Here is a 26,814-nt window from a genome sequence, read left to right on the forward strand (position 1 = left end):
CGGTCCGTACCGGTTCGCGCGACCCCCGCAGTGCCGGGTCCGCCGGCCCGCGGCGCGAACGGCGGGACGGACGACCTAGGCTGTGCGGGTGGACCGGCCGCTGCGCGACGTGCCCGCTCGGGCGCGCGAGCTCGTGCCCGCACTGACCGCGGCGCTGGACGGCACGGGCCCGGCGGTGCGGGCTCTCGACGACCCCTCCCCCGGAGCGGCAGGGCACGTGCCCGCCGAGGTCGCGCTCGTCGTCCGCACCTCCGGATCGACCGGCCGCCCCCGCGACGTCATGCTGTCGGCCGCGGCGCTGCGTGCGTCCGGCGACGCCACGGCCGCCCGACTGGGTGGCCCCGGGTCCTGGTTGCTCGCGCTGCCCGTGCACCACGTGGCCGGGCTCCAGGTGATCCTGCGTGCGCTGCTCGCGGACCGGCCCCTGGAGACGATCCCCGCCGGCCCGTTCCGGGCGCGCGTGTTCACGCAGGCGGTGCACGCCGCGACCGACGGGCCAGGGCCGCACTACACGTCGCTCGTCCCCACGCAGCTGGTCCGCGTGCTCGACGACCCGGACGCGACGGCCGCGACCCGTGCGTTCGACGCCGTCCTCGTCGGCGGGGCCGCGTGCCCGCCGCCGCTGCTGGCGCGGGCCCGCGACGCCGGGCTGCGCGTCGTCACGACCTACGGCATGACCGAGACGTGCGGCGGCTGCGTGTACGACGGGCGCCCGCTGGACGGCGTCACGGTGACGGTGGACGCCGAGCAGCGGATCGCGCTCGCGGGACCGGTCCTCGCGACGGGCTACCTGCACCGCCCCGACCTGGACGCCACCACGTTCACGAGCCGCGCCGGGCGCCGCTGGTTGCGGACCGCCGACCGCGGACGCCTCGACGGCGGCGTGCTGCACGTGCTCGGACGCCTGGACGACGTGCTCGTCACGGGGGGCGTCAAGGTCGACCCGCTCGCCGTCGAGGTCGTCGTCAGCGGTCTGCCGGGCGTGCGCGAGGTCTGCGTGGTCGGCGTGCCCGACCAGCACTGGGGGCAGTCGGTCGTCGCCGTCGTCGTGACCCAGGACGGCACGGCACCGCCGCTGACGCAGGTCCGCACGGCCGTCGCCGCCACGCTCGGGCCGGCCAGCGCGCCCCGCCAGGTCCTGGTGGTCGACGAGCTACCGCTGCGCGGTCCCGGCAAGCCGGACCGCCGCGCGGTCGCCCGGCTCGCGACCCGGCTGATGACCTCGTCAAGCTGACCCACCCGCGCGGGCGCCGCCCGACGCCCTCCCATGACAGGAGCATGATGGCCACCGCCTCCGAATGGCTCGCCGGTGCACGGCCCCGCACGCTGCCCGCCGCGGTGGCGCCCGTCCTGGTCGGGACGGGCGCGGCCGCGCAGGTCGACGCGGCGCACGGGGGACGGGCGCTGCTCGCCGCGGGCGTGGGGCTCGCTCTGCAGGTCGCGGTGAACTACGCCAACGACTACTCCGACGGGGTCCGCGGTACCGACCTGAACCGCGTCGGACCGCTGCGCCTGACGGCGTCGGGCACGGCCCCGCCGCACCAGGTGCGCACCGCCGCGTTCCTGGCGATCGCGGTGGCCGGCGTGCTCGGCATGTGGCTCATCGTCCTGACGGGCGCCTGGTGGCTGGCCGCCGTCGGCGTGCTGTGCGTCGTCGCCGCGTGGACGTACACGGGAGGGAAGCGGCCGTACGGCTACCTGGGCCTCGGCGAGGTCGGGGTGTTCGTGTTCTTCGGCCTCGTCGCCGTCCTGGGGACGACGTACACGCAGGCGGGGTACGTCACGTGGCCCGCCGTGCTCGGCGCGGTCTCGATCGGGCTGCTCGCCTGCGCGCTGCTCATGGTCAACAACCTGCGTGACGTGCCGACCGACGTGCTCGCCGGCAAGCGCACGCTCGCGGTGCGGGTCGGCGACCACCGCGCACGGCGGCTGTACGCCGTGATGGTCGTGCTGCCCGTCCTGCTGGGCGCGGCGTGCGCCGTCGTCGCGCCGTGGTCGCTGCTCGTGCTGCTGCTCCTGGGGCCGGCCGTGCTGCTGGCCGGGGTCGTGATCGCGGGCGCCCGCGGCATCGCGCTCGTCCCGGTGCTCGGCGGCACGGGGATGCTCGAGCTCGCGTTCGGCATGCTGCTCGGCCTGGGCCTGTCGCTCTGACGTCGGGGGCGACACGTCCTGACGTCGCTCAGCGGTCCTCCGGCGCTCCGCCCGTCGCCGCGTCCTCGGCCTCCGCGTCCTGCCGGGCGCGGGTCCCGAGGCCGCCGCGGGCGCGACGCTCCTCGGCCCGCTGCGCGAGGTGCAGCGCGGCCGCGTCGCGCTGCCGGGTCAGCAGGACGTAGGACAGGCCCCAGGCGATCACGGCGGCGAGGAGGGGCGCGAGCCACGACTGCATGCCTGCCCACCAGAGCAGGCCGGTGGCGGCGAGGAACAGTGCGGCGCGGAGCAGGGAGTAGATGGCGACGGGCACGCTCCCCAGCGTAGGCGCCCGCCGTCACGTCTAGGGTGGACAGGTGCTCAGGTACCTGCCGCTCGTGCTCCTCGTCGCCTTCGTCGTCTACTGCGTCTTCGACGTGGTGGGCAGCGACGAGCGCAGACGGCGCGGGCTGCCCGTCCTACTGTGGCTGCTGCTCGTCGTGCTGGTCCCGGTCGTCGGCGGCGTGGTGTGGCTCCTCGTGAGCCGCTGGACCCCGCACCAGGGCGCCGCGGGTCGCGGCGGTGGCCCCGTCGCCCCGGACGACGACCCGGAGTTCCTCTTCCGGCTCGACCAGGAACGCCGCCGGCGCGAGCGTCAGGACGGCGCGCAGGGGCAGGGACCGCGGGACGAGAGCGCGGACGGCACCGGCTCCGCGGACGGCACGCCGGCCGCCTGAGCGTCCGCTCGCGACGGGCCCGCAGTGCGCGGACCCGCCGGGCGCCTGCTCAGAGCCCGGAGTACGAGTGGTTGCCGGGCAGGAACAGGTTGACGACCGTGAAGTTCGCGATCACGACGCCGTAGGCGACGAACACGAGGTACGCGGCGCGGCGCCCGGCCCAGCCGCGTGTGGTGCGCGCGTGCAGGTAGGCGGCGTACACGACCCACGTGACGAACGTGCCGACCTCCTTGGGGTCCCAGCCCCAGTACCGGCCCCAGGCCTCCTCGGCCCAGATCGAGCCGCCGACGAGCGTCAGCGTCCACAGGACGAACGCGACCGCGTGCTGCCGGAACGCCGAGGCCTCGAGGCGGCGAGCCTCGGGCACCTGCTCGAGCCAGGCGAACCCGGGCCCGGTGACGCGGGCGCCGTGGAACGCCTGACGTACGCCGTCGAGCCGCGCCCAGGGCTGTTCGAGGCGGGACCGGCCCTGGTCGCGCGCGTCGCGCAGCACCTGCAGGACGGTCGTGGCGAAGGCCACGGTGGAGATGCCCGTGGCGATGATCGCGACGCCGACGTGGATGACGAGCCAGTACCGCTGCAGCGCGGGCTGCACCGCGTCGGCCTGCACGTGCAGGACGTTGAGCGCGAGGACCAGGCCCAGCACGGCGATGCCGGACACGACGACCCCGACGAACGCGATGGGGCGGCGGCGCTGCTGGACGACGAGCGCGACGAGCGCGCAGAACATCCCGACGATCGTGAACTCGTACATGTTGGCGGTCGGCGACCGACCGGCCGCGACCCCCCGCAGCACGATGCCCACCAGCAGCAGGAGCGTCCCCAGCACGAGGGTGGAGCGTGCGATGCCCGCAGCCCGCCCGCGCGGCGCCGTCCCCTCGTCCGCTGCCGGCGGCGTCACCGCCGTGGCCGTGGCGCCGCCGCCGACGGTGACGAGCTCGCGCGCCCCGCGCGCGGCCTGCGCTGCCTCGGTGATGCGGGCCAGCTCGGCCGAGTACGCGATCAGCGTGATGGTCAGGGCGGTCGCGGCCGACCAGACGAACAGGTCGCTCAGCTCGGCGACGTTCATGTCCTGTCCTCCTGCGGGGCGCCGGGCCTGGTCGTGCCAGGACCGGTCGTGTCGTGGACGTTCGTGTCGTGCTCGGTCGTGTCGTGCTCGGTCGTGTCGTGCTCGGTCGTGTCGCCCGACACGGCCGGTCGTGCGCCGAGCACCTCCGCGAGGACGTGGTCGAGCTCGGGCTGCAGGCCGAGGTCGTCACCACGGGCGAGCCCGGCGGCCGTGACCACTGTAGTCGCACCACCAGGACCTTCGTCCGTGGTGCCGCCGGGCGCCGCGCGCACCCACAGTCGCCGCCGCGGCGCGAACAGCGAGGCCATGAGGCCGCCGACCGCGAGCAGGGCGAACGTGAGGACCCAGGCGAGGGACGGGTCGTGCCGCAGGTCGAGGGCGACGAAGCGCGGCAGCGACTCGAACGTCAGGGTGCCCAGCCCGTCGGGCAGCTCGACCGTCTCGCCCGGGCGCACGTACAGCGTCACCGCGTCACCCGCCGCGTCGACGGCCTGCTCCATGCGCGACTCGTCGAGCCGGTACACGTTCTGCGGCACACCCGTGTCGAGCCCGAGGTTGCCCGACCAGACGGACAGCACCAGCAGCGGGTCGACCGGCTGCGGGTCGATCGAGCGCCACAGCCCCTCGGCCGGCTCGACGGCCGTGGGCAGGAGGTACCCGACGAGGCCGACCTGCGGCTGGTCACCGGACACGTCGGGCACCTTGACGACACCCCGCGACGTGTACACGTCGTCCTGCGGGAGGAACGGCACGGCACCGGAGAACGCGACCTCACCGGCAGCGTCGCGCACCGTGAGCTCGGGCGCGTAGCCGTTGCCCTGGAGGTACACCTTGGCGTCACCGGCGACGGTCGGGTGGTTCACCTTGACCGTGCGCTGCTCGGGCTCGCCCCCGGGCTCGGTGACCGTGACGTGCGCGGTGAAGTCGCGCGACTGCAGGGTCTGCGGGTCGAACCGGGCCTCGAAGTCGTCGAGACGCATCGTGAACGGCACGAGGTCCGCGGGGTCGAACGCGGCCCCTCGCTCGAAGGTGTCGTAGGACGCCTGCACGTTGGCGAAACCGGTCCCCTGCACGACGATCGCCTGGCCGCGGTAGTGCAGCATCTGGCCGGTCGCCATAGCCACGAGCAGGCCCAGCAACGCCAGGTGGAACAGCAGGTTGCCGGTCTCCCGCAGGTAGCCGCGCTCGGCGGACACCGACCAGGTCCCGGCGCCCTCGTCGTGGACGTCGACGCGGAACGCCGGGACGCCGAACCGGCGGCGGCGCAGGACCGCGGCAGCGCGCTCCGCGACGGCCTGCGGTGCGTCGGGCGACGTCCCCGCGCCCTGGGCGGGGAACCGGCCGAACCGGCGCGGCGTGCGCGGCGGACGGCCCCGCAGCGCTGCCGCGTGCACCCGCGCCCGCGGCACGATGCAGCCGACCAGGGACACGAACAGCAGCAGGTAGATGGCCGAGAACCAGACCGAGGCGTACACGTCGAAGAACCCGAGCCGGTCGAGCCAGGGGCCGGTGGACGCGTGCTCCGTGAGGTACTCGGCCACGGCCGCGGGGTCCTGGGGACGCTGCGGGAACATCGTGCCGGGCACGGCCGCGACGGCCAGGAGCACCAGGAGCAGCAGCGCGACGCGCATGCTGGTGAGCTGGCGCCACGCCCAGCGCAGCCAGCCGACCGCGCCGAGGGCGGGAAGCTGCGCGTCGAGGCCGCTCCGGCCGGTGGGTGCCGGCTCGCCGCCGTCCGTGAAGGGGTCGTCGAGGCCGTCGGGGCGGTAGCCCGTCCCGACGCCGCCCGGGGTCGTGTCGCCGCTCACAGCGCGGGCACGAACGGGTCGCCACCGGTCAGGACGCCTTGCAGCCACGCCGACCACGTCCCCCAGGCGCCGGTCAGCAGCGCCAGGCCGAGCACGACGAGCAGGCCGCCGCCGACCCGCTGCACGGCGAGCCGGTGCCGTCGCAGCCACCGCAGCGCGTGCCGCGACCGCTGCAGACCGAGTCCCACGAGCACGAACGGCAGCCCCAGCCCGACGCAGAACGCGGCGGCAAGGAGCGCGCCGCGTCCCGCGGAGCCACCGGTGAGGGACAGCGTGAGGATCGCCGCGAGGGTCGGGCCGATGCACGGGGTCCAACCCAGGCCGAACGCGACCCCGAGCAGGGGTGCGCCCCACACGCCGGCGCGCGGGGCGAGCCGCAGGCGGCGCTCCCGGGCGAGGAACGGGACGGCCCCGAGGAACGCCAGCCCGAGCACCACGGTCAGCGCACCGAGCACGCGGCTCACCGGGTCCTGCCACTGCCACAGAGCGGCACCCAGCGATCCGGCGAGCGCCCCGAAGGCGACGAAGACCGCGGAGAACCCGGCGACGAACAGGGAGACGCCCAGGGCGAGCGTGCGGCGGGCGGCGGGCGCGACCGACGGCAGCGCGTCGCCGGCCGCCGGTAGCGGCACTGCCGCGTCCGCGTCGTGCACGACGGGCACGTCCGCGACGAAGGCCCCGCGGCTCCCGGTGCGCCCGGGGCGCGCGCCGATGCGTGCGACGTCCGTGGCGTCCACGAGCCCGAGCCGCGCGCCGGGTGAGCGCCGTTCCCCGCCGACCAGCCCTCCGAGCAGCCCGACGTAGCCGGGGACGAGGGGCAGGACGCACGGCGACGCGAACGACACGAGGCCGGCGAGCAGCGCGACGGGCACCGCGAGCAGCAGCGAGCCCTCGACGACGGTCGAGCCGATCCCGAGCGCGAGCACCGCCGCGCTCACGCCGTCTCCTCGGCCAGGAGCTCCTCCACGAGCGCACGCAGCGTCGAGGCCCGCACGAGGCCGAGCACGCGCGCGGCGACCTTGCCCTCACGGTCGAGGAGGATGGTCGTGGGCACGGCGTTGACCGGCACGACGCCCTGCAGCGCGGCGATCGCCTCGCCGCCCCTGTCGTCGAGCGACGGGTACGACACCTCGAGCTGACGCTGGAACGCCTGGGCGGTCCCGGCCGCGTCGCGGCTGTTGATCCCCAGCACGCGCAGACCCTGGTCGGCGTAGTCGGTCGCGACGGCGGCGAGGTCGGGGGCCTCGGCCCGGCACGGTGGGCACGCGGCGTACCAGGTGTTGAGCAGCACGACGTCGCCGCGCCATGTCGCCAGGTCCTGCGCCGTGCCCTCGTAGTCGGTGCCCGTGATCTCGAGCGGCCCGACGCGGTCGGCGGGCGCCCAGGTCGTCGTCGTGCCGTCCCCGGACTGGTAACCCTGGTCGACGACGTCCTGCGCCGAACCGCCCTGGGCGCCGCCCCCCGAGTCGTCGGCACAGCCGCCGAGCGCGAGGGCGAGCGCGGTCGCCGCCGTCACGACGGCGACGGCGGGCCGGTTCCGGTCGGGACGTGCGCGCACATCAGGCTCCGGCGACCGGTGACGCACCGGGCAGCAGCGCGGCGGCGGGCTCGCCGTAGCCGACGCCGACGAGCGCGTCGTCCTCGAAGCGCAGGGACGTGAGCGAGGCCAGCGAGCACTGGCGACGGCGGGGGTCGTGCCACAGGCGGCGGTTCTCGAGCGCCAGCCGCGTCACCCAGATCGGCAGCTGGTGGCTCACGAGGACGGCCTCGTGGCCGCGTGCGGCCACGCGTGCCGCGTCCACCGCGGCGAGCATGCGGTCGACCTGCTCGACGTAGGGCTCCCCCCAGGACGGGCGGAAGGGGTTGCGCAGGTGCGGCCAGTGCTCGGGGTGGCGCAGCGAGCCGTCGCCGACACCGAACCGCTTGCCCTGGAAGTGGTTGTCGGCCTCGATCAGCCGGTCGTCGGTCCCGACGGGGAGCCCGAACGCCGCGGCGATGGGGGCGGCCGTCTCCTGCGCGCGCTGCAGCGGGGATGCCGTGACGACGACGACGTCGCGCGCGGGCGCGTCGTGCTCGCCGGCCAGCGTGCGCGCGACGAGCTCGGCCATCTGCTGACCGCGCTCGGAGAGCCGGTAGCCGGGCAGCCTGCCGTAGAGCAGGCCTTCGGGGTTGTGGACCTCACCGTGCCGCAGCAGGTGGACCGTCGTGGCGACCATGTGCACAGTCTCGCAAAGTCTGGGGGGTGTCCGGTCCGCCCGACCTCAGGCGGTGGGAGTCGTGTCGTCGTCGCCGGCCGGCGCGCGCAGGTGCTCGATCACGACCTGCATGGCCGTGCCGAGCGCCGCGAGCTGCTCGTCGTCGAGCACGTCGACGAGGTGCGCGCGGACCGACTCCACGTGCCCGGGCGCTGCGGCCACCAGGACCTGCAGCCCGCGCTCGGTGAGCACGCAGTTCACGCCGCGGGCGTCGTCACGGGCGGGCTCACGGCGCACGATCCCGTCCCGTTCCATGCGTGCCACCGTGTGGGTGAGCCGGCTGCGGGAGTGCGCGAGGTCGTCGGCCAGCTCGGACATGCGCAGGGCGTGCGCGGGCGCCTCGGACAACCGCACGAGCACCTCGTACTCCCCCAGCGACAGGCCGCTCCCGTCGTCGAGCTCCCGGGCCAGGACGTCGAAGAGCAGGGCGGTGCCGTCGCGGAAGGCCCGCCACTGACGCTGCTGGGTCTCGGTGAGCCAACGCACGTCGTCCTGCCCGGTCTGCGGGTCCGCCGGGGCGGGTCGACCCTGGGGCGTACCGCCGTCGTCGGCCCATCGATCAGGGGTCGTGCTGCGGGTCGGCACGTCGTCCTCCTCGGTGGGGGGTTGCGGCTGGCACCCCATTGTAGTAGAAATATCAACCACAGATACTTGTCGAATCAATGATTTGCTCGGCACCGACCACGGAGGACCCCATGACCGCGCTGCCCACCGGCCTGACCGCCGGCACCTGGAACATCGACCCCTCGCACACGGAGGCGTCCTTCACGGTCCGCCACGCGGGCATCTCCAAGGTCCGCGGCACCGTCGCGGTGACCTCGGGCATCCTGACCGTCGGCGAGGACCTCGAGTCGTCGTCCGTCGCCGTCACGCTCGACCCGGCGACCGTCAACACGGGCGACGCCAACCGCGACGGGCACCTCAAGAGCAACGACTTCTTCGAGGTCGAGACCTTCGGCGAGTGGACGTTCCGGTCCACCGCGATCCGCACGTCCGGGTCGGACCACGTCATCGTCGGCGACCTGACGATCCACGGCGTCACGCGCGAGGTCGAGCTCGAGACCGAGTTCAACGGCACCGCCGTCGACCCCTTCGGCAACACGCGCGCGGGCTTCGAGGCCAAGGTGATCATCTCGCGCAAGGACTTCGGCCTGACCTGGAACGCGGCACTCGAGGCCGGCGGCGTGCTCGTGGCCGACAAGGTCCGCATCGACCTGGACGTCTCGGCCATCAAGGCCTGACACCCCCGGCCGGCGCCCGCCGGCACGCACGTCCCCGCGAGGGCGCGACCCCACGGGTCGCGCCCTCGCGGCGCGCAGCCCACCTCACCGACCGCCGACCTCCCGCCCCGCAGCACGCCACGGACCTCACGAGGCTCCGCCGCCGACGCTGCGCGCACGGTCGTGGAACGCCAGGATCTGCAGCTCGGACGCGACGTCGACGGTCCGCACGTCCACGTGCGCAGGGACGCGCAGCGCCCCGGGTGCGAACGTCAGGATGCCCACGACCCCGGCCGCGACCAGCTCGTCACACACGCCCTGGGCGACCGCCGCGGGCGTCGTCAGCACCCCGATGGTCGCACCGGTGCGTCGCACCACCGCGCGCAGGTCGTCGGCGTGCTCGACCTCGAGGCCCGCCACCGTCGTGCCGACCACCGCGGGGTCCACGTCGAGCAGGCCCACCAGCACGAACCCGCGGTCCGCGATGCCCGCGTAGTTCGCCAGCGCGTGCCCCAGGTTGCCCACCCCGACCAGCAGCACCCGGCGCACGTCCGCCAGGCCGAGGACCACGGTGATCTGCTCCCGCAGGTGCCCCACGTCGTACCCGATGCCCCGACGCCCGTACGACCCGAGGAACGACAGGTCCTTGCGCAGCTGCGCCGGCGTGACCCCCGCGCGGGCCGCGAGCTCGTCGGACGACGTCAGGACGGCACCCTCCGACGCCGTCACCTCCAACGCGCGCAGGTAGCCCGGCAGGCGGCCGACCGTCGCGGGCGGCACCGGCTGGCCCTCGCGAGCGGCACGCCGCTCGCCGTCCCGTCGCGCAGCGCTGCGCCGATCGTCCACCCGAGCCTCCGACCCCTGCACCGGGCACGGCCCCGGCGCCAGGTGTCACACGCTAGGGCCTGCTGCCGCCCGTCGCGAGGGCCCGCCTCAGGCGCGCCTCGTCGATCCGCCAGTAGCCACGACGCACCCCGTCGACGTCGACGACCGGCACCATCTCCCCCAGCTCGTCCGCGAGCACGCTCCCGTCGGGCCCCGGACGGTCCACGTCGACCTCCGCCCACGTCGCCCCCACGTCCGCGCACACGCGCTCGACGAGGTCACGCGCGTCGTCGCACAGGTGGCAGCCGGCACGCCCGTACAGGACGACCCGGGCCGTCGTCGCCTCGCTCATGGACGACCACGCTAGACCGCCACGCGCACTCGCCGTGCCGCCGGTCCGCGACGCGCGGCGTCCGTCTCGTTAGAGTGGCCGGATGCACGCGGGCGACGGTACTGACGAGCGCTCCGTCGTCGCCGCGACAGTCGAGACGCCGCGTGCCGCGCTCGTCCCGGACGACACCCGCGTCGGCGCGTTCTTCGACGTCGACAACACGATCATCCGCGGGGCCAGCTCGTTCCACCTCGCGGTCGGGCTGTACGGGCGCGGCTTCTTCCGCAAGCGCGACCTCGTCCGGTTCGCGGTGCAGCAGGCGCGCTACCTCACCTTCGGCGAGAACCGGCGCCAGATCGACGAGCTGCGCAGCCGTGCGCTCGAGATCATGCGGGGGCGCTCGGTCGCCGAGGTGACGGCCATCGCCGAGGACGTCTACGACGAGGTGCTCAGCCTGCGCATCTACCCGGGTACGCGTGCGCTGCTCGACGCGCACCTGGCCGCGGGGCACGCCGTGTGGCTCGTCACCGCGACGCCGGTGGAGATCGGTGAGCTGATCGCGCGCCGCCTGGGGACGTCGGGCGCGCTGGGGACGGTCGCGGAGCACGAGAACGGCTTCTACACCGGCCGGCTGGTCGGCGACCTGCTGCACGGCGAGGCCAAGGCCAACGCGGTCCGCGCGCTGGCCGAGCGCGAGGGGTACGACCTGAGCGCGTGCCACGCGTACGGCGACTCGACGAACGACGTGCCGATCCTCTCGGCCGTCGGGCACCCGTGCGCCATCAACCCGGACCGGCGGCTGCGCCGGCACGCCGCCGAGGTCGGCTGGCCGGTGCGCGAGTTCCGGTCACGACGCCGCCAGGCGCGGCGCGGCGTGAACGCCGCGAGCCTCGCCGGTCTGGCCTGGGCCGTGGCCGTCGTGGTGCGCGCCGTGAGCCGCTCGGTCCGACGACGGCTAGGAGCAGGATGAGGACCCGCACCGACTGGGCCGTGCGCACCGCGCGGCCGCACGACGCGACGTCGCTCGCCTCGCTCGCCGCCGTGACGTTCCCCCTCGCGTGCCCCCCGGGCTCGACGGCGGACGACCAGCGCGCGTTCCTCCAGGAGAACCTGAGCGCCGAGCGTTTCACGCAGCACATGTCGGACGCCGACCGTGCGGTCCTCGTCGCAGCGACCCCTGACGACGAGCTCCTGGGCTACACGATGCTCGTCGCCGGCGAGCCCACCGACGACGACGCCCGGGCGGCCGTGCACATCCGCCCCGCGATCGAGCTCTCGAAGTGCTACGTCCACCCCGACCACCACGGCGCGGGTGTGGCGTCCGCTCTGCTGCGCACGTCGTTCGACCACGCCCGAGCCCTGGGCGGCGCGGGCATCTGGCTGGGCGTCAACCAGCACAACGCCCGCGCCCAGGCGTTCTACGCGCGCGAGGGGTTCGCCGTCGTCGGGGTCAAGCGCTTCCAGGTCGGGGCCCGCCTCGAGGACGACTACGTGCTGGAGCGCCCGCTCTGACCCGAGGCGCACCGCTGCGGGGTCAGACGGGGTCGAGGGCGACCCACCGCACGCCGTGCGACGGCACCTGGAACGTCAGCTGCGCGTCGAGCCGCCCGGGATCGAGGGCGGGGTCCGGCAGCGGGGTACCCGTCCACAGGTCCCGGACGATCCACCGGCGGGCGGCCGCCGCGTCCCCCACGAGGGCGGACAGCGCGAGCGACTGGGTGCGGGTCCCCGTCCCCGTCCAGAACACCGCGACGTAACGGGTCGGTTCCGCGGCAGAGCGCGCCGACCACACGACGACCTCGCCGTCGTCGGCCGGTTCGCGCAGCAGCTCGCGACCGTCCGTCGACGTCCGCAGGACGTGGCCCACGGCGGGGGTCGTGAGCAGCGCGATCGTCGCGGCGTCCGACGTCGGAAGGTCGCCGCCCATCATGAGCGGCGAGCGCGCCATGACCCAGAGCGTCAGCAGCGTGCGCTGCTCGTCCGGCGTGAGGCGCGAGGCCCGGTCCTCGCCCCGCTCGGCGCGGATGCCGATGCGACCCAGCGGCAGCATGTCGGCGTCCGCCCAGCCACCGGGCTGCTGGAACGGCGCCCAGCGCGCGAGCCGCGCGAAGTTGGCGTGGACGTCCTGCCACCGGTCCCACAGGTCGTCGCACACCCGCCACATCTGCGCGTGCGTGCGCAGCACCGGAAGGTGCGCCGTCGACAGGGCGGTACCGGGAGAGAGCGACAGCACGATGTCGCGTCCCGACCGCTCGATCGCACGCGACCACGCCGCGACCGCGTCGGCGTGGAACGGCGCCAGCATGTCGTCGACCTTGACGAGGTCCACGCCCCACGAGGCGAGCTGCGCCACCAGGCCGTCGAGCCACACCTGCGCCCCCGGGTGGGCGTGGTCGAGCCCGTACATGTGACCGTTCCACGGGCACGTGGACGCCGTGTCCGCGATGTCGGCCGTGGTCACGTCGTCGGACGCGCCGACGACGGGCAGCCGGGCCGCGACGGCGCGACGCGGGATGCCGCGCAGCGCGTGGACGCCGAACCGCAGACCGAGCGCATGCACCTGCGCGGCCAGGTCGGCGAACCCGCGACCGCCGGCGGCCGAGGGGAAGCGTCCCGGTGCGGGCTGCGGGTAGCCGTGGACGTCGAGCACGAGGTCGGCGTCGTCGGTGTAGCCGTGGGGCCGCGCCGCCGGGTCGGACCAGTCGATGTCGACGACGACGGTGTCCCAGCCGTGCGGCAGGAGGTGCTCGGCCATGAACCTCGCGTTGGCCAGCACCTCCGCCTCGGTGACGGTCGTGCCGTAGCAGTCCCAGCTGTTCCACCCCATGGGTGGGGTCAGTGCGGTCGCCATGGCGCCCCTCCCTCTCGACGTCGACGTCGTCGTCGTCGTGCAGGCTGCGCCCGGCGGCGGACACACGTCGGGCCCGGTCGTCGACCGGGCCCGTGGTGCACTGCGCGCCGACGAACGGCGCTCAGCTCACTTCTTGTTGCGACGCTGGTGGCGCGTCTTGCGCAGCAGCTTGCGGTGCTTCTTCTTCGCCATGCGCTTGCGACGCTTCTTGATGACGGAGCCCATAGCGGTCCTCACTCGTGTCCGGTCGCGACCCGACATGGCCGCGAGTTGGTGGTCGATCGACGCGCGGTGCGCATCGGGCCCACCCGACTCACCCACGCACGCAGAAGTCCGAGAACCCACCTTACGCGATCCGGCGCCGCGACCGCGAACCGCGCTCGACGCCGGACCACCCGCGGCGCGCACCGTCAGGAGGTGCGGCGGCCCTCGCCGAAGGTCTCCGGCTCGACGGTCGCCGACGAGCGCAGGTAGGCGTCCAGCGCGTCCTGCGGCACGCGGAACGAGCGCCCGACGCGCACGGCCGGCAGCTCGCCCGCGTGGACGAGCCGGTACACGGTCATCCGCGAGACCCGCATGAGGTCCGCGACCTCGACGACCGTGAGGAACCGCACGCGACCCTGCGGCACGCCCTGCTCCTCGTTCATGCTCCGGCCCTCCCGATGGCCGGGGCGCGCCGGCTTCGCTCACCCGAGGTTGCCCGGGCACTGACCTCACAGTAGTGGCGCGTGTGACGGGTGGGAAAGAGGAGACACCCGCCCGGCCCACCCGTGCGGCACGGGTCCTGCGTCCCGGCGGGTCGCGACCGTCAGTCGAGGTCGGGGTCCAGTCCCAGGGACGGGAAGACGGCCGCGCGCGTGGCGCGGACGGCGCGGTCGACGTCGTCGGCCGGGTCGTACCCGCCCGTCCAGGGCTTGAACGTCGCCGCGGCGCCGTCCGTCATCATCGGCACGGCGTCGCGGCCGTACCGCTGCCGCACGACGTCCAGCCACACCTGCGGGACGGGGGTGGCCGGGTCCACCGGACGGTGCGCGGCCACGCCCAGCAGGTGCGCCCACGTGCGCGGCACGACGTCGAGCAGGGCGTACCCGCCGCCGCCCAGCGCGACCCACCGCCCGCCGCACACCTCGTGGGCGAGGTCGTGCAGCAGCGTCGAGACCACCAGCTGCGCATCGACCGACACCCGCAGCGTCGCGAGCGGGTCCATGAGGTGCGTGTCGCAGCCGTGCTGCGTGACGAGTACGTCGGGCGCGAACTCGCGCACCACCGCCGGCACGACCGCGTCGATCGCCCGCAGCCAGCCCGCGTCCCCCGTCCGCGACGGCAGCGCGACGTTGACCGCCGTCCCGTCCGCGCGCGGCCCGCCGGTCTCCGTCGGGTACCCCGTCCCGGGGAACAGGGCGTGCCCGGTCTCGTGCACCGACACGGTCAGCACCCGCGGGTCGTCCCAGAAGACGGACTGCACACCGTCGCCGTGGTGCGCGTCCACGTCGACGTACGCGACGCGCCGGGCACCCGCGTCGAGCAGGTCGCGGATCGCCACCGCGGCGTCGTTGTACACGCAGAAGCCGGACGCGGCTCCCGCCCGGGCGTGGTGCAGCCCGCCGCCGACGTTCACGGCGTGCTCCGCGCGACCGTCCCACACGGCCCGGGCCGCATCGACGGTCCCCGCCACCATGCGGGCCGCGGCCTCGTGCATCTGCGGGAACAGCGGGTCGTCGCGCGTCCCGAGGCCGCGGACCAGGTCGGGCACACCACGCTCGGCCGCCGCGTGGACCGCGGCGACGTACTCCGGGTCGTGCACCGTGGCCAGCAGGGCGTCCGACGCGGGCTCGGCGCCCACCACCTCGACGCCGGGCCTGTCGAGGAGCCCGAGCTGTGCGGCCAGCGCGATGGTCAGGTCGATCCGGTCCGACGTCATCGGGTGGCCGAACCCGAAGTCGTACGCGAGCAGCTCGGTGGACCACACCACGCGCAACGTCGCGGGCCCGTCACCCGACGCAGCGGGTGTCGCGTCGGTGGCGGTCATGGGGCCACGCTGCCACCGCCGCGGCCGACATGTCGACCCGACGGGCCGCCGCACCCCGACCCGACGCCGGCCCGGCCAGGACGTGCACGCAGGCTGCGCGTGCCAGAGTGTGCCTGTCGGCACACTGGTGAGCAGGGGGAGGTCGGATGGCGGCGGGGCCCGGCCTGCTGTGGCGCGCGCGCGAGTACGTCGACCGGTCGGCCCGGCAGTCGCCCGCACGGCTGGCGCTGGGCGTGTTCGCGCTGGTCATCGCGGTGATCACGGTGCTGCTGTCCACCCCCTGGGCGACGGCGAGCGGCGGGCGCGCGCCCTTCATCGACGCGCTCTTCACGGCGACCTCCGCGACGACCGTGACAGGCCTCGTGGTCGTGCCGACCGGCGAGTACTGGTCCGGCTGGGGCCTGCTCGTGATCCTCGTCGCGATCAAGATCGGCGGCCTGGGCGTCATGACCCTGGCCTCGCTGCTCGGCATGGCCGTGTCCCGGCGCATCGGGCTGACGCAGCGCCTGCTCGTCTCGTCGGAGACGAAGGTCACCCGCCTCGGCGAGGTCGGCTCCCTGGTCCGCACGGTCATCATCGCCTCGACGGTGCTCGAGGTGGCCATCGCGATCGTCCTGTTCCCGCGGCTCCTGGTGCACGGCGAGCCCGCCTGGACGGCTGCGTGGCACGCGCTGTTCTACGCGGTCTCGGCGTTCAACAACGCCGGCTTCGTGCCGACCCCGGACGGGCTCGACCCGTTCGTCTCCGACTGGTGGATGCTCCTGCCGATCATCATCGGCGTGTTCATCGGGTCGCTCGGCTTCCCCGTGATCCTCAACGTCGCGAACCACCTGCGCGAGGCCCGCCGGTGGAGCCTGCACTCCAAGCTCACGATCACCACGAGCCTGGGCCTGGTCGCGTTCGGGTCCGTCGTCGTCGCGGCGTTCGAGTGGACCAACCCCGGCACGTTCCGTCCCCTGGACGGCGGGGGGACCGCGCTCGCGTCCCTGTTCGCCGGCGTCATGCCCCGGTCCGGCGGGTTCTCGACCGTCGACGTCGGCCAGATGCACGAGGGGACCTGGCTGCTGCTCGACGCGCTGATGTTCGTGGGCGGCGGCTCGGCCTCGACCGCCGGAGGCATCAAGGTCACGACGCTCGCCGTGATGCTCCTGGCGATCGTCGCCGAGGGCCGCGGCGACCGCGACGTCGAGGCGTTCGGACGCCGCATCTCGCGCGAGACCCTGCAGGTCGCGATCGCCGTCAGCTTCGTGTCCGCGACCATCGTGCTCGTCGCGTCGCTGCTCATGCTGGCGATGACGGGGCTCACGCTCGACCGCATCCTGTTCGAGGTCATCTCCGCGTTCGCGACGTGCGGGCTGACGACCGGCATCACCGCGTCCCTGCCGACACCGGCCAAGTACGTGCTCGTCGTGCTCATGTTCATCGGGCGGACCGGCACGATGACGCTTGCGGCGGCGCTCGCGCTCCGCAACCGTCGTCGTGTCATCCGCTACCCGGAGGAGAGGCCCATCATTGGCTGACAGCAAGCGCGCGGACGGCCGCGAGGCCGGCTCCGCTGGTGCCGACCACCGGACGGCACCGCGCACCCCCAAGAAGGACTCGGGCGTCCTGGTCATCGGCCTGGGACGGTTCGGGTCCGCCATCGCGGCGACGCTCGACCGCCTGGGGCAGGACGTGCTGGCCGTCGAGCGGAACCCCGAGCTCGTCGCGCAGTGGGCCGGGCGCGTCCCCCTGGTCGAGGCGGACGCCGTCAACCCCGACGCGCTCGAGCAGCTCGGCGCACGCGACTTCCCCGTCGCGGTCGTGGGCGTCGGCTCGTACCTGGAGGCCTCGGTGCTCATCACCGGCAACCTGGTCGACATCGGCGTGCCGCAGATCTGGGCCAAGGCCATCAGCTCCGAGCACGCACGCATCCTGCAGCGCATCGGCGCGCACCACGTGGTGCTGCCCGAGGCCGACGCCGGCTCCCGGGTCGCCCACCTGGTCAGCGGCAAGATGCTCGACTACATCGAGGTCGAGGACGGCTTCACGGTCGTCAAGATGCGCCCGCCCAAGGAGACCCAGGGCTTCACGCTCGCGCAGTCCAAGGTGCGCGAGCGGTACGGCGTGACGGTCATCGGCGTCAAGTCACCGGGCATCGACTTCCAGTACGCGACGGACGAGACGCGCATCTCGGCCAACGACCTCATCATCGTCGGCGGGCACGCCGACCTGCTCGAGCGCTTCGCGGCTCGTCCCTGAGCGCACCGCAGCGGCCGCACGCCGCCGCTCCGCACGCCGCAGTTCCGCACGCCGCAGTTCCGAACGTCGCAGTTCCCGCACCCGACGTGGCAACGAGGAGGACCGCAATGGCGAAGGGCTCGAAGAAGAAGAAGGCCGACAAGGCGACGGCGAAGAGCGAGGTGAAGGCCACGAGGAAGGCGGCCGAGAAGGCCGCCAAGGCCGAGCGCAAGGCCGCCGCCAAGGCCGAGCGCAAGGCCGACCGCAAGACCGCCGAGGCCGAGCGCAAGACGGAGAAGAAGAAGGCCGCGGCGCAGGACGCCGCCGCGAGCCTCCTGGCACGGCGGGACGCCATCGTGGACCTGCTGCGCGTCGGTCCCGGGTTCCGGATCGCGGACTTCGACGCCGCCGCGACCCCGGGGTTCGACGGCTCCCGGACCGACGGCGAGAGTGCCCTCGCCGGCGTGGGCGCGGAGCTCTCCGACCTGCAGGAACGGCTCTTCGCCCACGGCCGTACGGGCGGCGACAGGTCGGTCCTGCTCGTCCTGCAGGGCCTCGACACGGCGGGCAAGGGCGGGATCGTGCGCCACGTGCTGGGGCTGGTCGACCCCCAGGGTGTCGCCCTGCGCTCGTTCGGCGTACCGACGGCTGAGGAGCGTCGCCACCACTACCTGTGGCGCGTCCGTCGGGCACTGCCTCCCGCGGGCAGCATCGGCGTCTTCGACCGGTCGCACTACGAGGACGTCCTGGTGGTGCGGGTGGACGGGACGGTCGCACCCGAGGTGTGGCAGAAGCGGTTCGACGAGATCAACCGGTTCGAGGCACAGGTGGCCGCCTCGGGGACCACGATCATCAAGGTCGCGCTGTGGGTCTCACCCGAAGAGCAGGACGAGCGCCTGAGCGAGCGGCTCGAGCGCCCGGACAAGCACTGGAAGTACAACCCGTCCGACGTCGACGTCCGCAGCAGGCGCGCGGCTTACGAGGCCGCCTACCAGGAGGTCCTGGACCGCACGAGCACGGACGTGGCGCCCTGGCACGTCGTGCCCGCGGACAGCAAGTGGTACGCGCGGCTGGCGGTGAGCGCTCTGCTCCACCGCGCGCTGGCCGACCTGCGGCTCGACTGGCCCGTCCCCGACTACGACGTCGAGACGGAGAAGCGCCGGCTGGCGGCCACCCGCTGAGGGTCCGGCGGGCGGGGCGATACGCCCCGCCCGCCGTCGTCAGGACCCGTCGGACGCGCGCCGCTGGTGCGGCACCGCACCGCGGGGCAGCACGCAGTGGCGCACCCCGTAGCGCGCACCGGAAGCGCGGGCGGGGCGCCAGGTCGCGGGGGGCGTCCCCACCATGCCACCGACAGGGGCATCGAGGTCAGGAGCTCCCCGGGGAGCAGGGACCGCGCAGTGCCGTGCGGCGCGCAGCGTGACCGCGGACGGGGCCACCCACGCGCCGGGGCGCACGGGGGGCCGGACGGGCGCCGCGGGCTGCGGACGGCTGCGGCGCCCGATCAGGAGCGCCGCCCCACCCGTCAGGACCAGCATGAGTGCGCCGGGCATCGTGTAGTCGTCGGCACCCAGGAGGGCACCGGTGGAGGCGAGCAGAAGGCCGCCGGCAACGAGAAGTGTCGCCACCGCTCGGCGAAGGAACGTGAACATCATCGAACTCCTTGCCTGTGAACCGGAGACGCCCCGCAGGGGCGATGGACGACGCAGCGCGTGCGCGCGTCCGTCCGGTCAGGCAGGGCTCCGAAGGGCGTCGCACGCGGGTACGTCCGGGCCGGCGTCGGGTGAGGCGGCAGTCGTCGCGGCGTGCGCGGGACCGACCGGCTGACCGGAGGCCGGACCGTCGTGCGGCCCGGCGCGCGGCGTGACCGAACCAGTGCCCGGCGCGCCGTGGCCCGGGAGGGCCGCGACGAGGTGCGGGGTGGCGGAGCAGTGCGACGTCGTCGTCGCCGTCACCGTCGCACTGGCGACGGCCACCTGACCGCCGGCGACGTAGGAGGTGGCGGTGACCACGGCGGGGGCCTCGGGCTTCGGGCCCCCGGGGCCGGGTGCGGGCGTCCACGGGGTCTGCTGGGTCGACCGCGCGGCGTCCGGCGGGTCGATGCCGGGAGGCACGGTCGGCAGCGTGCTGTCGTCGGGCAGGGCAAGGGGAACAGGTGGCGCCTGCGGCGCGCTGGTCCGCGGCGCCGGGCCGAACTGACGCAGTCTGTCGGAGCGCTCGCGCGGGACGTCGTGGGTCTCGACGACGGGGGTCGACGTGCTCGTCGGGACGGTGGCCAGGAGGCCGGTGGCCAGGAGGCCGGTGGTCGCGCTGTCGCCCGGCCGCGTCGTGGCGCGCGTCGTCGTGGACTCCCCGCCGTCCGTCGCGTCCGCGCCGTCGGACTCGGCCTGGACGGGCTCGGTGACAGGTTCCGTGACGGGCTCGGTGACCGACTCGACGGGCACCGGTGCGGGGTCGACGGGGACGACCACCGGGTCGACCGGGTCCACCGGGTCCACCGGCTCGACCGGGTCGACCGGGTCCACCGGCTCCACCGGCTCGACCGGCTCCACCGGCTCGACCGGGTCCACCGGCTCGACCGGGTCCACCGGCTCGACCGGGTCCACCGGGTCCACCGGCTCGACCGGGTCGCTCTCGTCCGCCGTGGCATCGTCGACGCCGGTCGTCACGTCCTGCGGAGCGGGCACCTCGGGTACTGCGACGGCGTCGGACGAGGACCGCAGGTCCAGAGCGGCGAGCACGGCTGCCGCGACGTCGCGCCCCTCGGGGGCGCGTCGACCCGCCACGTCCTGCGGTTCCGCGGGCCGACTGCCGCCCGCGGCCGCAGAGCCGGGAACGTCCGTGGCACCGTCCACCGCTGTGGCCCCGTCGACCGCGGTCGGCACGGCCTGCGCCGTGGCGGCGCCGCTCGCCACGATCTGCAGGAGCACGAGCAGGAGCCCGCCCACGACGACGAAGAGCGCGCGCAGGACCCATGTCCTCGCGTCTCCCCACCGGTGCGCGTGCATCCCGGCTCCTCCCCCGGCGCGTGTCGCCCTCGAACGCGCGTGAGCCAAGTATGCGGCCTCAATCACCCAAAAGCGCATCTTTCGGCCATCCGGTTGACGGTTGGCCGGCCGGGCGCCCGGGTGCGCACGTCGGCCCAGGTCACCGGGCTCGCCCGGTGCTCGGACCTGACGCGACGTCTCGTGACACGTTCCCCGTCAGGGGCTGCTCAGCACCGCGTCGACGACGACGATCAGCACGGCGACCGTCGAGACCAGCAAGGCCCGCAGCGCCCAGACCAGCGTCCGTGAGTGTGCTCGCACGACGACGCTCCCTTCCGCGCGTCACCGTTGACGCACTCCCCAGACGCTACGTCGACGCAGACCCGTCCGCATCACCGCACGGGGTGAAGTCGCACGTCAGGGCCCGTTTCCCCGCTTCTCGCCGGGCGCTGGGGGCGCCCCGGCGCCGTGGGGCGCCGGCCGGGCCGTGCGCACCGCGGAAGCGGACCGGGCGACCTCCCGGTACCGCCTTGCTGACGCGTCACGGCCCCCGCTAGCGTCACACCGCGATGACAGAACTCGAGGCCACCTCGACTACGTGGGCCATGGACCTGACGCTCGACCCGCCGGTGCCGTGAGACGCCGACCGCGGACCGCGGTGCTCGCGGTCGTCCTCGCCCTGGCGGGGACGACCCCGGGATGCGCCCGCCTGCGCGACTACGACGATGCCGCCAGGGGAGACACCGTCACCAGGGTGTACCGCCTGCTCGGTGTCGTCGACCGCACGGTCGAGCAGAACGCTTCGGTCACCGACGACGAGCTCGTGGACCTGCTGGCCACGGCTGTCGCCGACAGCAGCACGGGGACCTTCGACCTCGTCGGCGCACCGGGCCGACGTACGACGTGGCACTCCGTGGTCACCGGTGCGGCCGACGGTCCGCTGAAGTCCCAGGTCCTCGCCGCGGCGTGCTTCGAGGTCGTCGTCGACCGCGACGCCGGCCCGGCCGTGACCACCGACGACCTCCCCTGCCCCGACGAGGTCGTCGAGGACCTGCAGGACATGAGCAGCGAGGCCGACATCGTCCTCGTCGCCGACCTCAGCCCGCGACCGACCGAGTGACGCCACGCCGTGGCGCCCGCTGACGGCCAAGGGCGGGCCCGGCCCACGGCCGGTGCCCGCCCTCGTCGTGCGTGACGCGTCAGAGGCCCTGCGCGACCCGGTAGTACACCTGGTTCCACCGCACCTGGTCCGCGAACCCACGACGCGTCGTGGACTCGTCGATGACCAGCAGCTCGGTGCGCGCCAGCTCGGCGAAGATCTCCCACGCCTCGATGCCCACGGCCGTGCTCAGCACCGTGTGGTGCGCGCCGCCGGCGGTCAGCCAGCACTCGGACGACGTCGTGAAGTCCGGGCGGGGCTCCCACACGGCACGTGCCACGGGCAGGTTCGGCAGGTCGGCCGTCGGCGGGACGAGGTCCACGACGTTCGCCGTGAGGCGGAACCGCTCGCGCATGTCGGCCATCGACACGACGACACCGGGGCCGGAGTCGGCGTTGAAGACCATGCGGACCGGGTCCTCCTTGCCGCCGATGCCCAGCGGGTGGATCTCCACGCGCGGCTTCGACGTCGTGAGGGTCGGGCAGATCTCGAGCATGTGCGCGCCGAGGATCTTCTCCGCACCGGGCGTGAGGTCGTAGGTGTAGTCCTCCATGAGCGAGGCACCGCCGGGCAGCCCTGCACCCATCACCTTGGCGACGCGCACGAGGACGGCCGTCTTCCAGTCGCCCTCCGCGCCGAACCCGTAGCCCTTGGCCATGAGCCGCTGCACGGCCAGGCCGGGCAGCTGGCGCAGGTCGCCCAGGTCCTCGAAGTTCGTCGTGAACGCCATGGCGCCGCGCTCGGTGAGGAAGCCCTCGAGCGCGATCTCCTGGCGGGCGGCGTAGCGCAGCGACTCGTGGCGGTCGCCGCCGCGGCGCAGCTCGGGGACGACGTCGTACAGGTCCTCGTACTGCGCGACGAGCGCGTCGACGCTCGCGTCGTCGACGGCCTCGACCGCGGCGACGAGGTCGTTGACGCCCCAGGTGTTCACGGAGACACCGAGCCGGATCTCCGCCTCGGTCTTGTCGCCCTCGGTGACGGCGACGTTGCGCATGTTGTCGCCGAAGCGCACGAGGCGCAGGTCCTGCGCGGCCTGCCAGCCGGCGGCGGCGCGCACCCAGGTGCCGATGCGTGCGGTGACGGCCGGGTTCGACACGTGGCCGGACACGGTGGTGCGGGCGACGCCCAGGCGCGTGGCGATGTACGCGTACTCGCGGTCGCCGTGCGCGGCCTGGTTGAGGTTCATGAAGTCCATGTCGATGCTGTCCCACGGCAGCTCGACGTTGGCCTGCGTGTGCAGGTGCAGCAGCGGCTTGCGCAGCAGGTCCAGGCCCGTGATCCACATCTTGGCGGGGCTGAACGTGTGCATCCACGTGATGACGCCCAGCACGCGGTCGTCGGAGTTGGCGTCCAGCACCGCACGGCGGATGGAGTCCGAGTCCTTGAGGACCGGCTTCCAGACGACCTTCGCCGGGACGTCACCGGACGCGTCGAGCGCGGCGGCGACCTCCTGCGACTGCTCGGCGACCTGGCGCAGCGTCTCCTCGCCGTAGAGGTCCTGCGAGCCGGTGAGGAACCAGATCTCCTGGTCGGGGTAGGCCTTGCTCATCGTGCTGTCTCCTTCGTGGCCGGGCATCAGTGCTGGCCGTAGACGTTCTGGTACCGCGCGTACAGCGAGTCGACGTCGCTCTGCGCGATCGGCAGCGGCTCGCCGAGCTGCCGGCTGATGTGGACGGTCCGGGCGACCTCCTCGACCATGACCGCGGCCTTCACGGCGGCCTTGGCGTCCTTGCCGATCGTGAACGGGCCGTGGTTGCGCATGAGGACCGCGGGGCTGCGCGACTCGCGCAGCGTCTCGACGATGCCGCGGCCGATCGAGTCGTCGCCGATGAGCGCGAACGGGCCGATGGGGATGTCCCCGCCGAACTCGTCGGCCATCATCGTCAGCACGCACGGCACGGGCTCGGCGCGCGCCGCCCAGGCGGTCGCGTACGTCGAGTGCGTGTGCACCACGCCGCCCACGTGGGGCATGTGCGTGTAGACGTACGCGTGCGCGGCGGTGTCGGACGACGGCGCGCGGTCGCCCTCGACGAGGTTCGCCTGCAGGTCGCACACGACCATCGACTCCGGCGTCAGCTCGTCGTACGTCACGCCGGACGGCTTGATGACGAGCAGGTCGCGCTCGCTCGGGCCCGCGGGGTCGACGACGACGCGCTGCGAGACGTTGCCCGCGGTCCACACGACCAGGCCCCACCGGGGCAGCTCGGCGTGCAGCGCGCTGACCTTCTCGCGGGCGCGCGCGACCGCCTCGCGGACGTCGGGCCCGTAGGCGTCCAGTGCTGTGGTGGTCATCCGGCCTCCTGCATCGGTGCCCGCGGTGGCGGGCGGTGTGGTCCGGCGCGCGGGCGCCGGTGCGCGGTCGTGCCGCGCGTGGTCCGGGACGGTGCTCAGAGCACCTCGGTCGCGGTGCGCTCGACGGCCAGGCCGGCCTCGTAGCGCTCGAGCCAGGCGGCGTAGCCGGCGACGTCGGCGGGGTCCGGCGCGACGACCTCGATCTCGGCGTCCGCGAAGACCTGCGTCGTCAGGTAGGTGCCCAGGTCCTGCGACGCGCCGCTCGCGAGGTAGCCCGCGAGCACCGCGATGCCCCACGCACCACCCTCGCCGGCGGTGCGACCCACCGCGACGGGCGTGTCGACCGCCGCCGCGAGCAGCCGCTGCGCGACACCCGCCGTGCGGAACAGGCCGCCGTGCGCGTACATCGCGTCGACCTCGACGCCCTCGGCCGCGAGGATCCGCATGCCCAGGCTCAGGGTGCCGAACGCGCCGTAGACCTGCGTGCGCACGAAGTTCGCCAGGGTGAGCCGGCTGTCGGGGGTCCGCACGATCAGCGGGCGGCCCTCCGCCAGGCCGGTGACCGGCTCGCCGGCCAGGTAGTTGTACGCCAGCAGCCCGCCGCCGTCGGCCTCGCCCTCCAGGGCCTCGCGCAGCAGGACGCGGAAGACCTCGTCCGCGCCGGCGTCGGAGCCCAGCGCGGTGGCGAACCGGCCGAAGACCCCGGCCCACTCCCCCAGCTCGCTCGCGCCGTTGTTGCAGTGGACCATCGCGACCAGGTCGCCCGCGGGCGTCGTGACGAGGTCGATCTCGTGGTGCACGGTCGCGAGCGGCTTCTCGAGCACGACCATCGCGAAGATGCTGGTGCCGACGCTGATGTTGGCGGTCCGCGGTGCCACCGACGCGGTGGCGACCATGCCGGTGCCTGCGTCGCCCTCGGGCGGGCACAGCGGCGTCCCGGCGCGCAGCGTGCCCGTCGGGTCGAGCAGCGCCGCGCCCTCGTCGGTCAGCACGCCGGCGTCCTGGCCCGCGACGAGCACCTGCGGCAGCAGGTCGCGCAGGTGGTCGACGGGCAGCCGGTCGGCCGCGAGCGCGTCGTAGCGCGCGAGCAGGTCGGCGTCGTAGTCGTGCGTGGCCGGGTCGACGGGAAACATGCCCGAGGCGTCACCGACGCCCAGGACCTTGCGGCCCGTCAGGCGCCAGTGCACGTAGCCGGCGAGCGTCGTGACGAACCGGACGTCCGGCACGTGCGGCTCGGCGTCGAGGACGGCCTGGTGCAGGTGGGCCACGGACCAGCGCAGCGGGATGTTGTACCCGAACAGCTCGGTGAGCTCGGCAGCGGCCGGCCCGGTGGACGTGTTGCGCCACGTGCGGAACGGCACGAGCGGGTCGTCGTCACCGTCGAAGGCGAGGTAGCCGTGCATCATCGCCGAGACGCCGATCGCGGCGAGGGACGTCGGGCGCACGCCGTGCTGCTGCTCGGTGTCGGCGATGAGGTCGGCGACGGCCGCGCGCAGCCCCTCCCACACGGCGTCGAGCGAGTACGTCCAGGTCCGCCCGACGAGCTGGTTCTCCCACGCGTGCCCGCCGCTCGCCAGCACGGCGTGGTCGTCCCCGACCAGCACCGCCTTGATGCGGGTGGATCCCAGCTCGATGCCGAGGGTCGCGCGCCCCTGCTCGAGGGCCTCGCGTGCGGCGTCCCGGCGGGTGTCGGCGTCGTCGTGGTGGTGCGCCATCGCGTGCTGCTCCCTCTCCGGGCCTCGTCGCCCGGCGTCGTGCTCACGGCCACCGGGTCGAGTCGACCCGGCGATCCTGATGTTAACGATCACATGATGCAGAATCCAGCCGCTCGGGCGCCGTCGGCGGCTCCGACGACGCCGACGACCGCCGGACGACCAGCTCCGGCGCGATCGACTGCTGCGCCGGCTGCCCTCCGGTCAACGCGTCCGCGACGGCCTGCACCGCACGACGCCCCAGCTCGTCGAAGCCCTGCCGGACCGTCGTCAGCGGCGGGGAGTAGAACGCGGTGCCGGGCTCGTCGTCGAACCCCACCACCGCGACGTCCTGCGGGACGCGGACACCCGCCTGCCCGAAGGCCGCGAGCAGACCGAGCGCCAGCTGGTCGTTCGCGGCGAACACGGCGTCCGGCAGCCCTGCGCGCAGCAGCTCGAGGCCCACCGCGTGCCCGTCGGCCGCGGACCACCCGCGCGCGGGGTGCGCGCGGACGGGGGCCCCGGCCGCCTCGAGCGCGTCCTGCCACCCTCGCAGGCGGTCCCGGGCGTCATACCAGTCCTGCGGCCCCGCGACGTGCAGGACGGACCCGCGGCCGGACGCCAGCAGGTGCTCGGTCGCCAGCCGGCCACCGGCGACCTGGTCCACGGACACCGTGGGCAGGTCCACCCCCTCGCGGCCCGACGACACCAGGACGACCGGCACGGGCACGTGCACGCCGCTGACCGCGTCCACGGTCCCGCTGCGGGGCGCCACCACGACCACCCCGTCGACGCCCTGCGCCAGGAAGTGCTCGACGGCGGCGACCACCTCGTCCCCGCTGAAGGCACGCAGCGTCGCGACCGACACGTAGAACCCCGCGTCGCGCGCCGCCTGCTCGAACGCCACGAGCGTGCTGGTGGGCCCGAACAGCGCGGTCGCCGGCGTGATGACGCCGAGGGTCCCGGTCCGCCGGGTCACCAGTGCGCGGGCGGCGAGGTTCGGCCGGTAGCCGAGCGTCGCGATCGCCTCGAGCACGCGCTCCCGCGTGGCCGGACGCACGCTCGGGTGCTCGTTGAGCACCCGCGACACCGTCTGGTGGCTCACCCCCGCGAGCGCGGCGACGTCGTTCATCGCCGGGGGCCGGCCGTCGCGCGAGCGGTGCGCGGCGGGCGGGCGTGCAGCACCCGCCGTGCGAGGGTCCTCGGTCATCGG

General features: G+C 74.3%; 29 protein-coding genes. 10 read left to right on the forward strand and 19 right to left on the reverse strand.

Annotated features, from left to right (window positions below):
- Positions 1 to 88: 88 nt before the first annotated feature.
- Both menE and NP048_RS13810 read left to right on the forward strand, forming a co-directional pair.
- Positions 89 to 1,234 (forward strand): o-succinylbenzoate--CoA ligase, encoded by a 1,146-nt coding sequence (gene menE, locus NP048_RS13805; RefSeq protein WP_227576195.1) that lies wholly within the window; start codon positions 89 to 91, stop codon positions 1,232 to 1,234.
- 47 nt (positions 1,235 to 1,281) lie between these two features.
- Positions 1,282 to 2,151: a 1,4-dihydroxy-2-naphthoate polyprenyltransferase gene (locus tag NP048_RS13810; protein ID WP_227576196.1), complete on the forward strand. Its 870-nt coding sequence runs from the start codon at positions 1,282 to 1,284 to the stop codon at positions 2,149 to 2,151.
- A gap of 28 nt (positions 2,152 to 2,179) precedes the next feature.
- Here NP048_RS13810 and NP048_RS13815 read toward each other — a convergent pair whose 3' ends face one another.
- Positions 2,180 to 2,461 carry a DUF4229 domain-containing protein gene (locus NP048_RS13815; RefSeq protein ID WP_227576197.1) on the reverse strand — a complete coding sequence of 94 codons (282 nt, stop codon included), beginning with the start codon at positions 2,459 to 2,461 and terminating at the stop codon, positions 2,180 to 2,182.
- Positions 2,462 to 2,504: 43 nt separating this feature from the next.
- Between NP048_RS13815 and NP048_RS13820 the strand changes: the two genes are divergently transcribed.
- Positions 2,505 to 2,864 carry a PLDc N-terminal domain-containing protein gene (locus NP048_RS13820; protein ID WP_227576198.1) on the forward strand — a complete coding sequence of 120 codons (360 nt, stop codon included), beginning with the start codon at positions 2,505 to 2,507 and terminating at the stop codon, positions 2,862 to 2,864.
- A gap of 49 nt (positions 2,865 to 2,913) precedes the next feature.
- On the opposite strand, the gene ccsB is transcribed toward NP048_RS13820, so the two are convergent.
- From ccsB to NP048_RS13850, 6 genes are read right to left on the reverse strand one after another with little or no spacing between them, the layout of a single operon-like run.
- Complete coding sequence (gene ccsB, locus NP048_RS13825; RefSeq protein WP_227576199.1) at positions 2,914 to 3,933, reverse strand: c-type cytochrome biogenesis protein CcsB; 1,020 nt, start codon at positions 3,931 to 3,933, stop codon at positions 2,914 to 2,916.
- On the reverse strand, positions 3,930 to 5,741 hold the full coding sequence (gene resB, locus NP048_RS13830) for a cytochrome c biogenesis protein ResB (protein ID WP_227576200.1): 1,812 nt from the start codon (positions 5,739 to 5,741) through the stop codon (positions 3,930 to 3,932). Before resB ends, ccsB begins: the two co-directional genes overlap by 4 nt.
- Positions 5,738 to 6,679 carry a cytochrome c biogenesis CcdA family protein gene (locus tag NP048_RS13835; protein WP_227576201.1) on the reverse strand — a complete coding sequence of 314 codons (942 nt, stop codon included), beginning with the start codon at positions 6,677 to 6,679 and terminating at the stop codon, positions 5,738 to 5,740. Before NP048_RS13835 ends, resB begins: the two co-directional genes overlap by 4 nt.
- Positions 6,676 to 7,299 carry a TlpA family protein disulfide reductase gene (locus tag NP048_RS13840; protein WP_227576202.1) on the reverse strand — a complete coding sequence of 208 codons (624 nt, stop codon included), beginning with the start codon at positions 7,297 to 7,299 and terminating at the stop codon, positions 6,676 to 6,678. The genes NP048_RS13835 and NP048_RS13840 overlap by 4 nt, the downstream gene beginning before the upstream one ends.
- 1 nt (position 7,300) lies before the next feature.
- Positions 7,301 to 7,957 carry a histidine phosphatase family protein gene (locus tag NP048_RS13845; protein WP_227576203.1) on the reverse strand — a complete coding sequence of 219 codons (657 nt, stop codon included), beginning with the start codon at positions 7,955 to 7,957 and terminating at the stop codon, positions 7,301 to 7,303.
- Between the two features lie 45 nt (positions 7,958 to 8,002).
- Positions 8,003 to 8,581 carry a MarR family winged helix-turn-helix transcriptional regulator gene (locus tag NP048_RS13850; protein ID WP_227576204.1) on the reverse strand — a complete coding sequence of 193 codons (579 nt, stop codon included), beginning with the start codon at positions 8,579 to 8,581 and terminating at the stop codon, positions 8,003 to 8,005.
- A gap of 110 nt (positions 8,582 to 8,691) precedes the next feature.
- Here NP048_RS13850 and NP048_RS13855 point away from each other — a divergent pair, with 110 nt between their 5' ends.
- Positions 8,692 to 9,237, forward strand: a complete 546-nt coding sequence (locus NP048_RS13855) for a YceI family protein (RefSeq protein ID WP_227576205.1) — start codon at positions 8,692 to 8,694, stop codon at positions 9,235 to 9,237.
- Between the two features lie 126 nt (positions 9,238 to 9,363).
- Here NP048_RS13855 and NP048_RS13860 read toward each other — a convergent pair whose 3' ends face one another.
- Positions 9,364 to 10,062 (reverse strand): redox-sensing transcriptional repressor Rex, encoded by a 699-nt coding sequence (locus NP048_RS13860; protein WP_227576206.1) that lies wholly within the window; start codon positions 10,060 to 10,062, stop codon positions 9,364 to 9,366.
- A 52-nt stretch (positions 10,063 to 10,114) separates the two neighbouring features.
- Positions 10,115 to 10,393, reverse strand: coding sequence for a glutaredoxin family protein (locus tag NP048_RS13865; RefSeq protein ID WP_227576207.1), 279 nt, complete (start codon positions 10,391 to 10,393; stop codon positions 10,115 to 10,117).
- A gap of 82 nt (positions 10,394 to 10,475) precedes the next feature.
- On the opposite strand from NP048_RS13865, the gene NP048_RS13870 reads away from it, so the two are divergent.
- Together NP048_RS13870 and NP048_RS13875 are read left to right on the forward strand one after the other, a co-directional pair.
- Positions 10,476 to 11,342, forward strand: coding sequence for an HAD family hydrolase (locus tag NP048_RS13870; protein WP_227576208.1), 867 nt, complete (start codon positions 10,476 to 10,478; stop codon positions 11,340 to 11,342).
- A complete protein-coding gene (locus NP048_RS13875) occupies positions 11,339 to 11,884 on the forward strand; it encodes a GNAT family N-acetyltransferase (RefSeq protein WP_227576209.1) in 546 nt (181 codons plus the stop codon). The genes NP048_RS13870 and NP048_RS13875 overlap by 4 nt, the downstream gene beginning before the upstream one ends.
- Before the next feature lie 22 nt (positions 11,885 to 11,906).
- Here NP048_RS13875 and NP048_RS13880 read toward each other — a convergent pair whose 3' ends face one another.
- From NP048_RS13880 to NP048_RS13895, 4 genes are all read right to left on the reverse strand, one after another.
- A complete protein-coding gene (locus tag NP048_RS13880; protein WP_227576210.1) occupies positions 11,907 to 13,223 on the reverse strand; it encodes a glycoside hydrolase family 27 protein in 1,317 nt (438 codons plus the stop codon).
- 126 nt (positions 13,224 to 13,349) lie between these two features.
- The gene (locus NP048_RS13885; RefSeq protein ID WP_003792170.1) at positions 13,350 to 13,448 is read right to left on the reverse strand and encodes a 30S ribosomal protein bS22; all 99 of its coding nucleotides are present in this window, start codon (positions 13,446 to 13,448) and stop codon (positions 13,350 to 13,352) included.
- 185 nt (positions 13,449 to 13,633) lie between these two features.
- Positions 13,634 to 13,870 (reverse strand): helix-turn-helix domain-containing protein, encoded by a 237-nt coding sequence (locus tag NP048_RS13890; protein ID WP_227576211.1) that lies wholly within the window; start codon positions 13,868 to 13,870, stop codon positions 13,634 to 13,636.
- Between the two features lie 161 nt (positions 13,871 to 14,031).
- Entirely contained in the window at positions 14,032 to 15,252 is a 1,221-nt protein-coding gene (locus NP048_RS13895) for an acetoin utilization protein AcuC (RefSeq protein WP_227576212.1), read from the reverse strand.
- A 146-nt stretch (positions 15,253 to 15,398) separates the two neighbouring features.
- On the opposite strand from NP048_RS13895, the gene NP048_RS13900 reads away from it, so the two are divergent.
- The 3 genes from NP048_RS13900 (at position 15,399) to NP048_RS13910 (ending at position 18,653) form a co-directional block, all read left to right on the forward strand.
- On the forward strand, positions 15,399 to 16,772 hold the full coding sequence (locus tag NP048_RS13900) for a TrkH family potassium uptake protein (RefSeq protein ID WP_227576213.1): 1,374 nt from the start codon (positions 15,399 to 15,401) through the stop codon (positions 16,770 to 16,772).
- An 88-nt stretch (positions 16,773 to 16,860) separates the two neighbouring features.
- Positions 16,861 to 17,493, forward strand: coding sequence for a potassium channel family protein (locus tag NP048_RS13905; RefSeq protein WP_227576645.1), 633 nt, complete (start codon positions 16,861 to 16,863; stop codon positions 17,491 to 17,493).
- 107 nt (positions 17,494 to 17,600) lie between these two features.
- Positions 17,601 to 18,653, forward strand: coding sequence for a PPK2 family polyphosphate kinase (locus NP048_RS13910; RefSeq protein ID WP_227576214.1), 1,053 nt, complete (start codon positions 17,601 to 17,603; stop codon positions 18,651 to 18,653).
- Positions 18,654 to 18,692: 39 nt separating this feature from the next.
- Here NP048_RS13910 and NP048_RS13915 read toward each other — a convergent pair whose 3' ends face one another.
- Entirely contained in the window at positions 18,693 to 19,124 is a 432-nt protein-coding gene (locus NP048_RS13915; protein WP_227576215.1) for a hypothetical protein, read from the reverse strand.
- Positions 19,125 to 19,202: 78 nt separating this feature from the next.
- Positions 19,203 to 20,480 (reverse strand): hypothetical protein, encoded by a 1,278-nt coding sequence (locus tag NP048_RS13920; RefSeq protein ID WP_227576216.1) that lies wholly within the window; start codon positions 20,478 to 20,480, stop codon positions 19,203 to 19,205.
- 613 nt (positions 20,481 to 21,093) lie between these two features.
- Here NP048_RS13920 and NP048_RS13925 point away from each other — a divergent pair.
- A complete protein-coding gene (locus NP048_RS13925) occupies positions 21,094 to 21,579 on the forward strand; it encodes a hypothetical protein (protein WP_227576217.1) in 486 nt (161 codons plus the stop codon).
- Positions 21,580 to 21,658: 79 nt separating this feature from the next.
- On the opposite strand, the gene araA is transcribed toward NP048_RS13925, so the two are convergent.
- The 4 genes from araA to NP048_RS13945 form a co-directional block, all read right to left on the reverse strand.
- A complete protein-coding gene (araA, locus tag NP048_RS13930; RefSeq protein ID WP_227576218.1) occupies positions 21,659 to 23,167 on the reverse strand; it encodes an L-arabinose isomerase in 1,509 nt (502 codons plus the stop codon).
- 26 nt (positions 23,168 to 23,193) lie between these two features.
- Positions 23,194 to 23,910, reverse strand: a complete 717-nt coding sequence (locus tag NP048_RS13935) for an L-ribulose-5-phosphate 4-epimerase (protein ID WP_207339140.1) — start codon at positions 23,908 to 23,910, stop codon at positions 23,194 to 23,196.
- Positions 23,911 to 24,005: 95 nt separating this feature from the next.
- The gene (locus NP048_RS13940; RefSeq protein WP_227576219.1) at positions 24,006 to 25,625 is read right to left on the reverse strand and encodes a xylulokinase; all 1,620 of its coding nucleotides are present in this window, start codon (positions 25,623 to 25,625) and stop codon (positions 24,006 to 24,008) included.
- 82 nt (positions 25,626 to 25,707) lie between these two features.
- On the reverse strand, positions 25,708 to 26,811 hold the full coding sequence (locus NP048_RS13945) for a LacI family DNA-binding transcriptional regulator (protein ID WP_308036722.1): 1,104 nt from the start codon (positions 26,809 to 26,811) through the stop codon (positions 25,708 to 25,710).
- Between the last annotated feature and the right edge of the window lie 3 nt (positions 26,812 to 26,814).

It is taken from the genome of Cellulomonas xiejunii (genome assembly GCF_024508315.1).
GTDB classification, from domain to species: Bacteria; Actinomycetota; Actinomycetes; order Actinomycetales; family Cellulomonadaceae; genus Cellulomonas; species Cellulomonas xiejunii.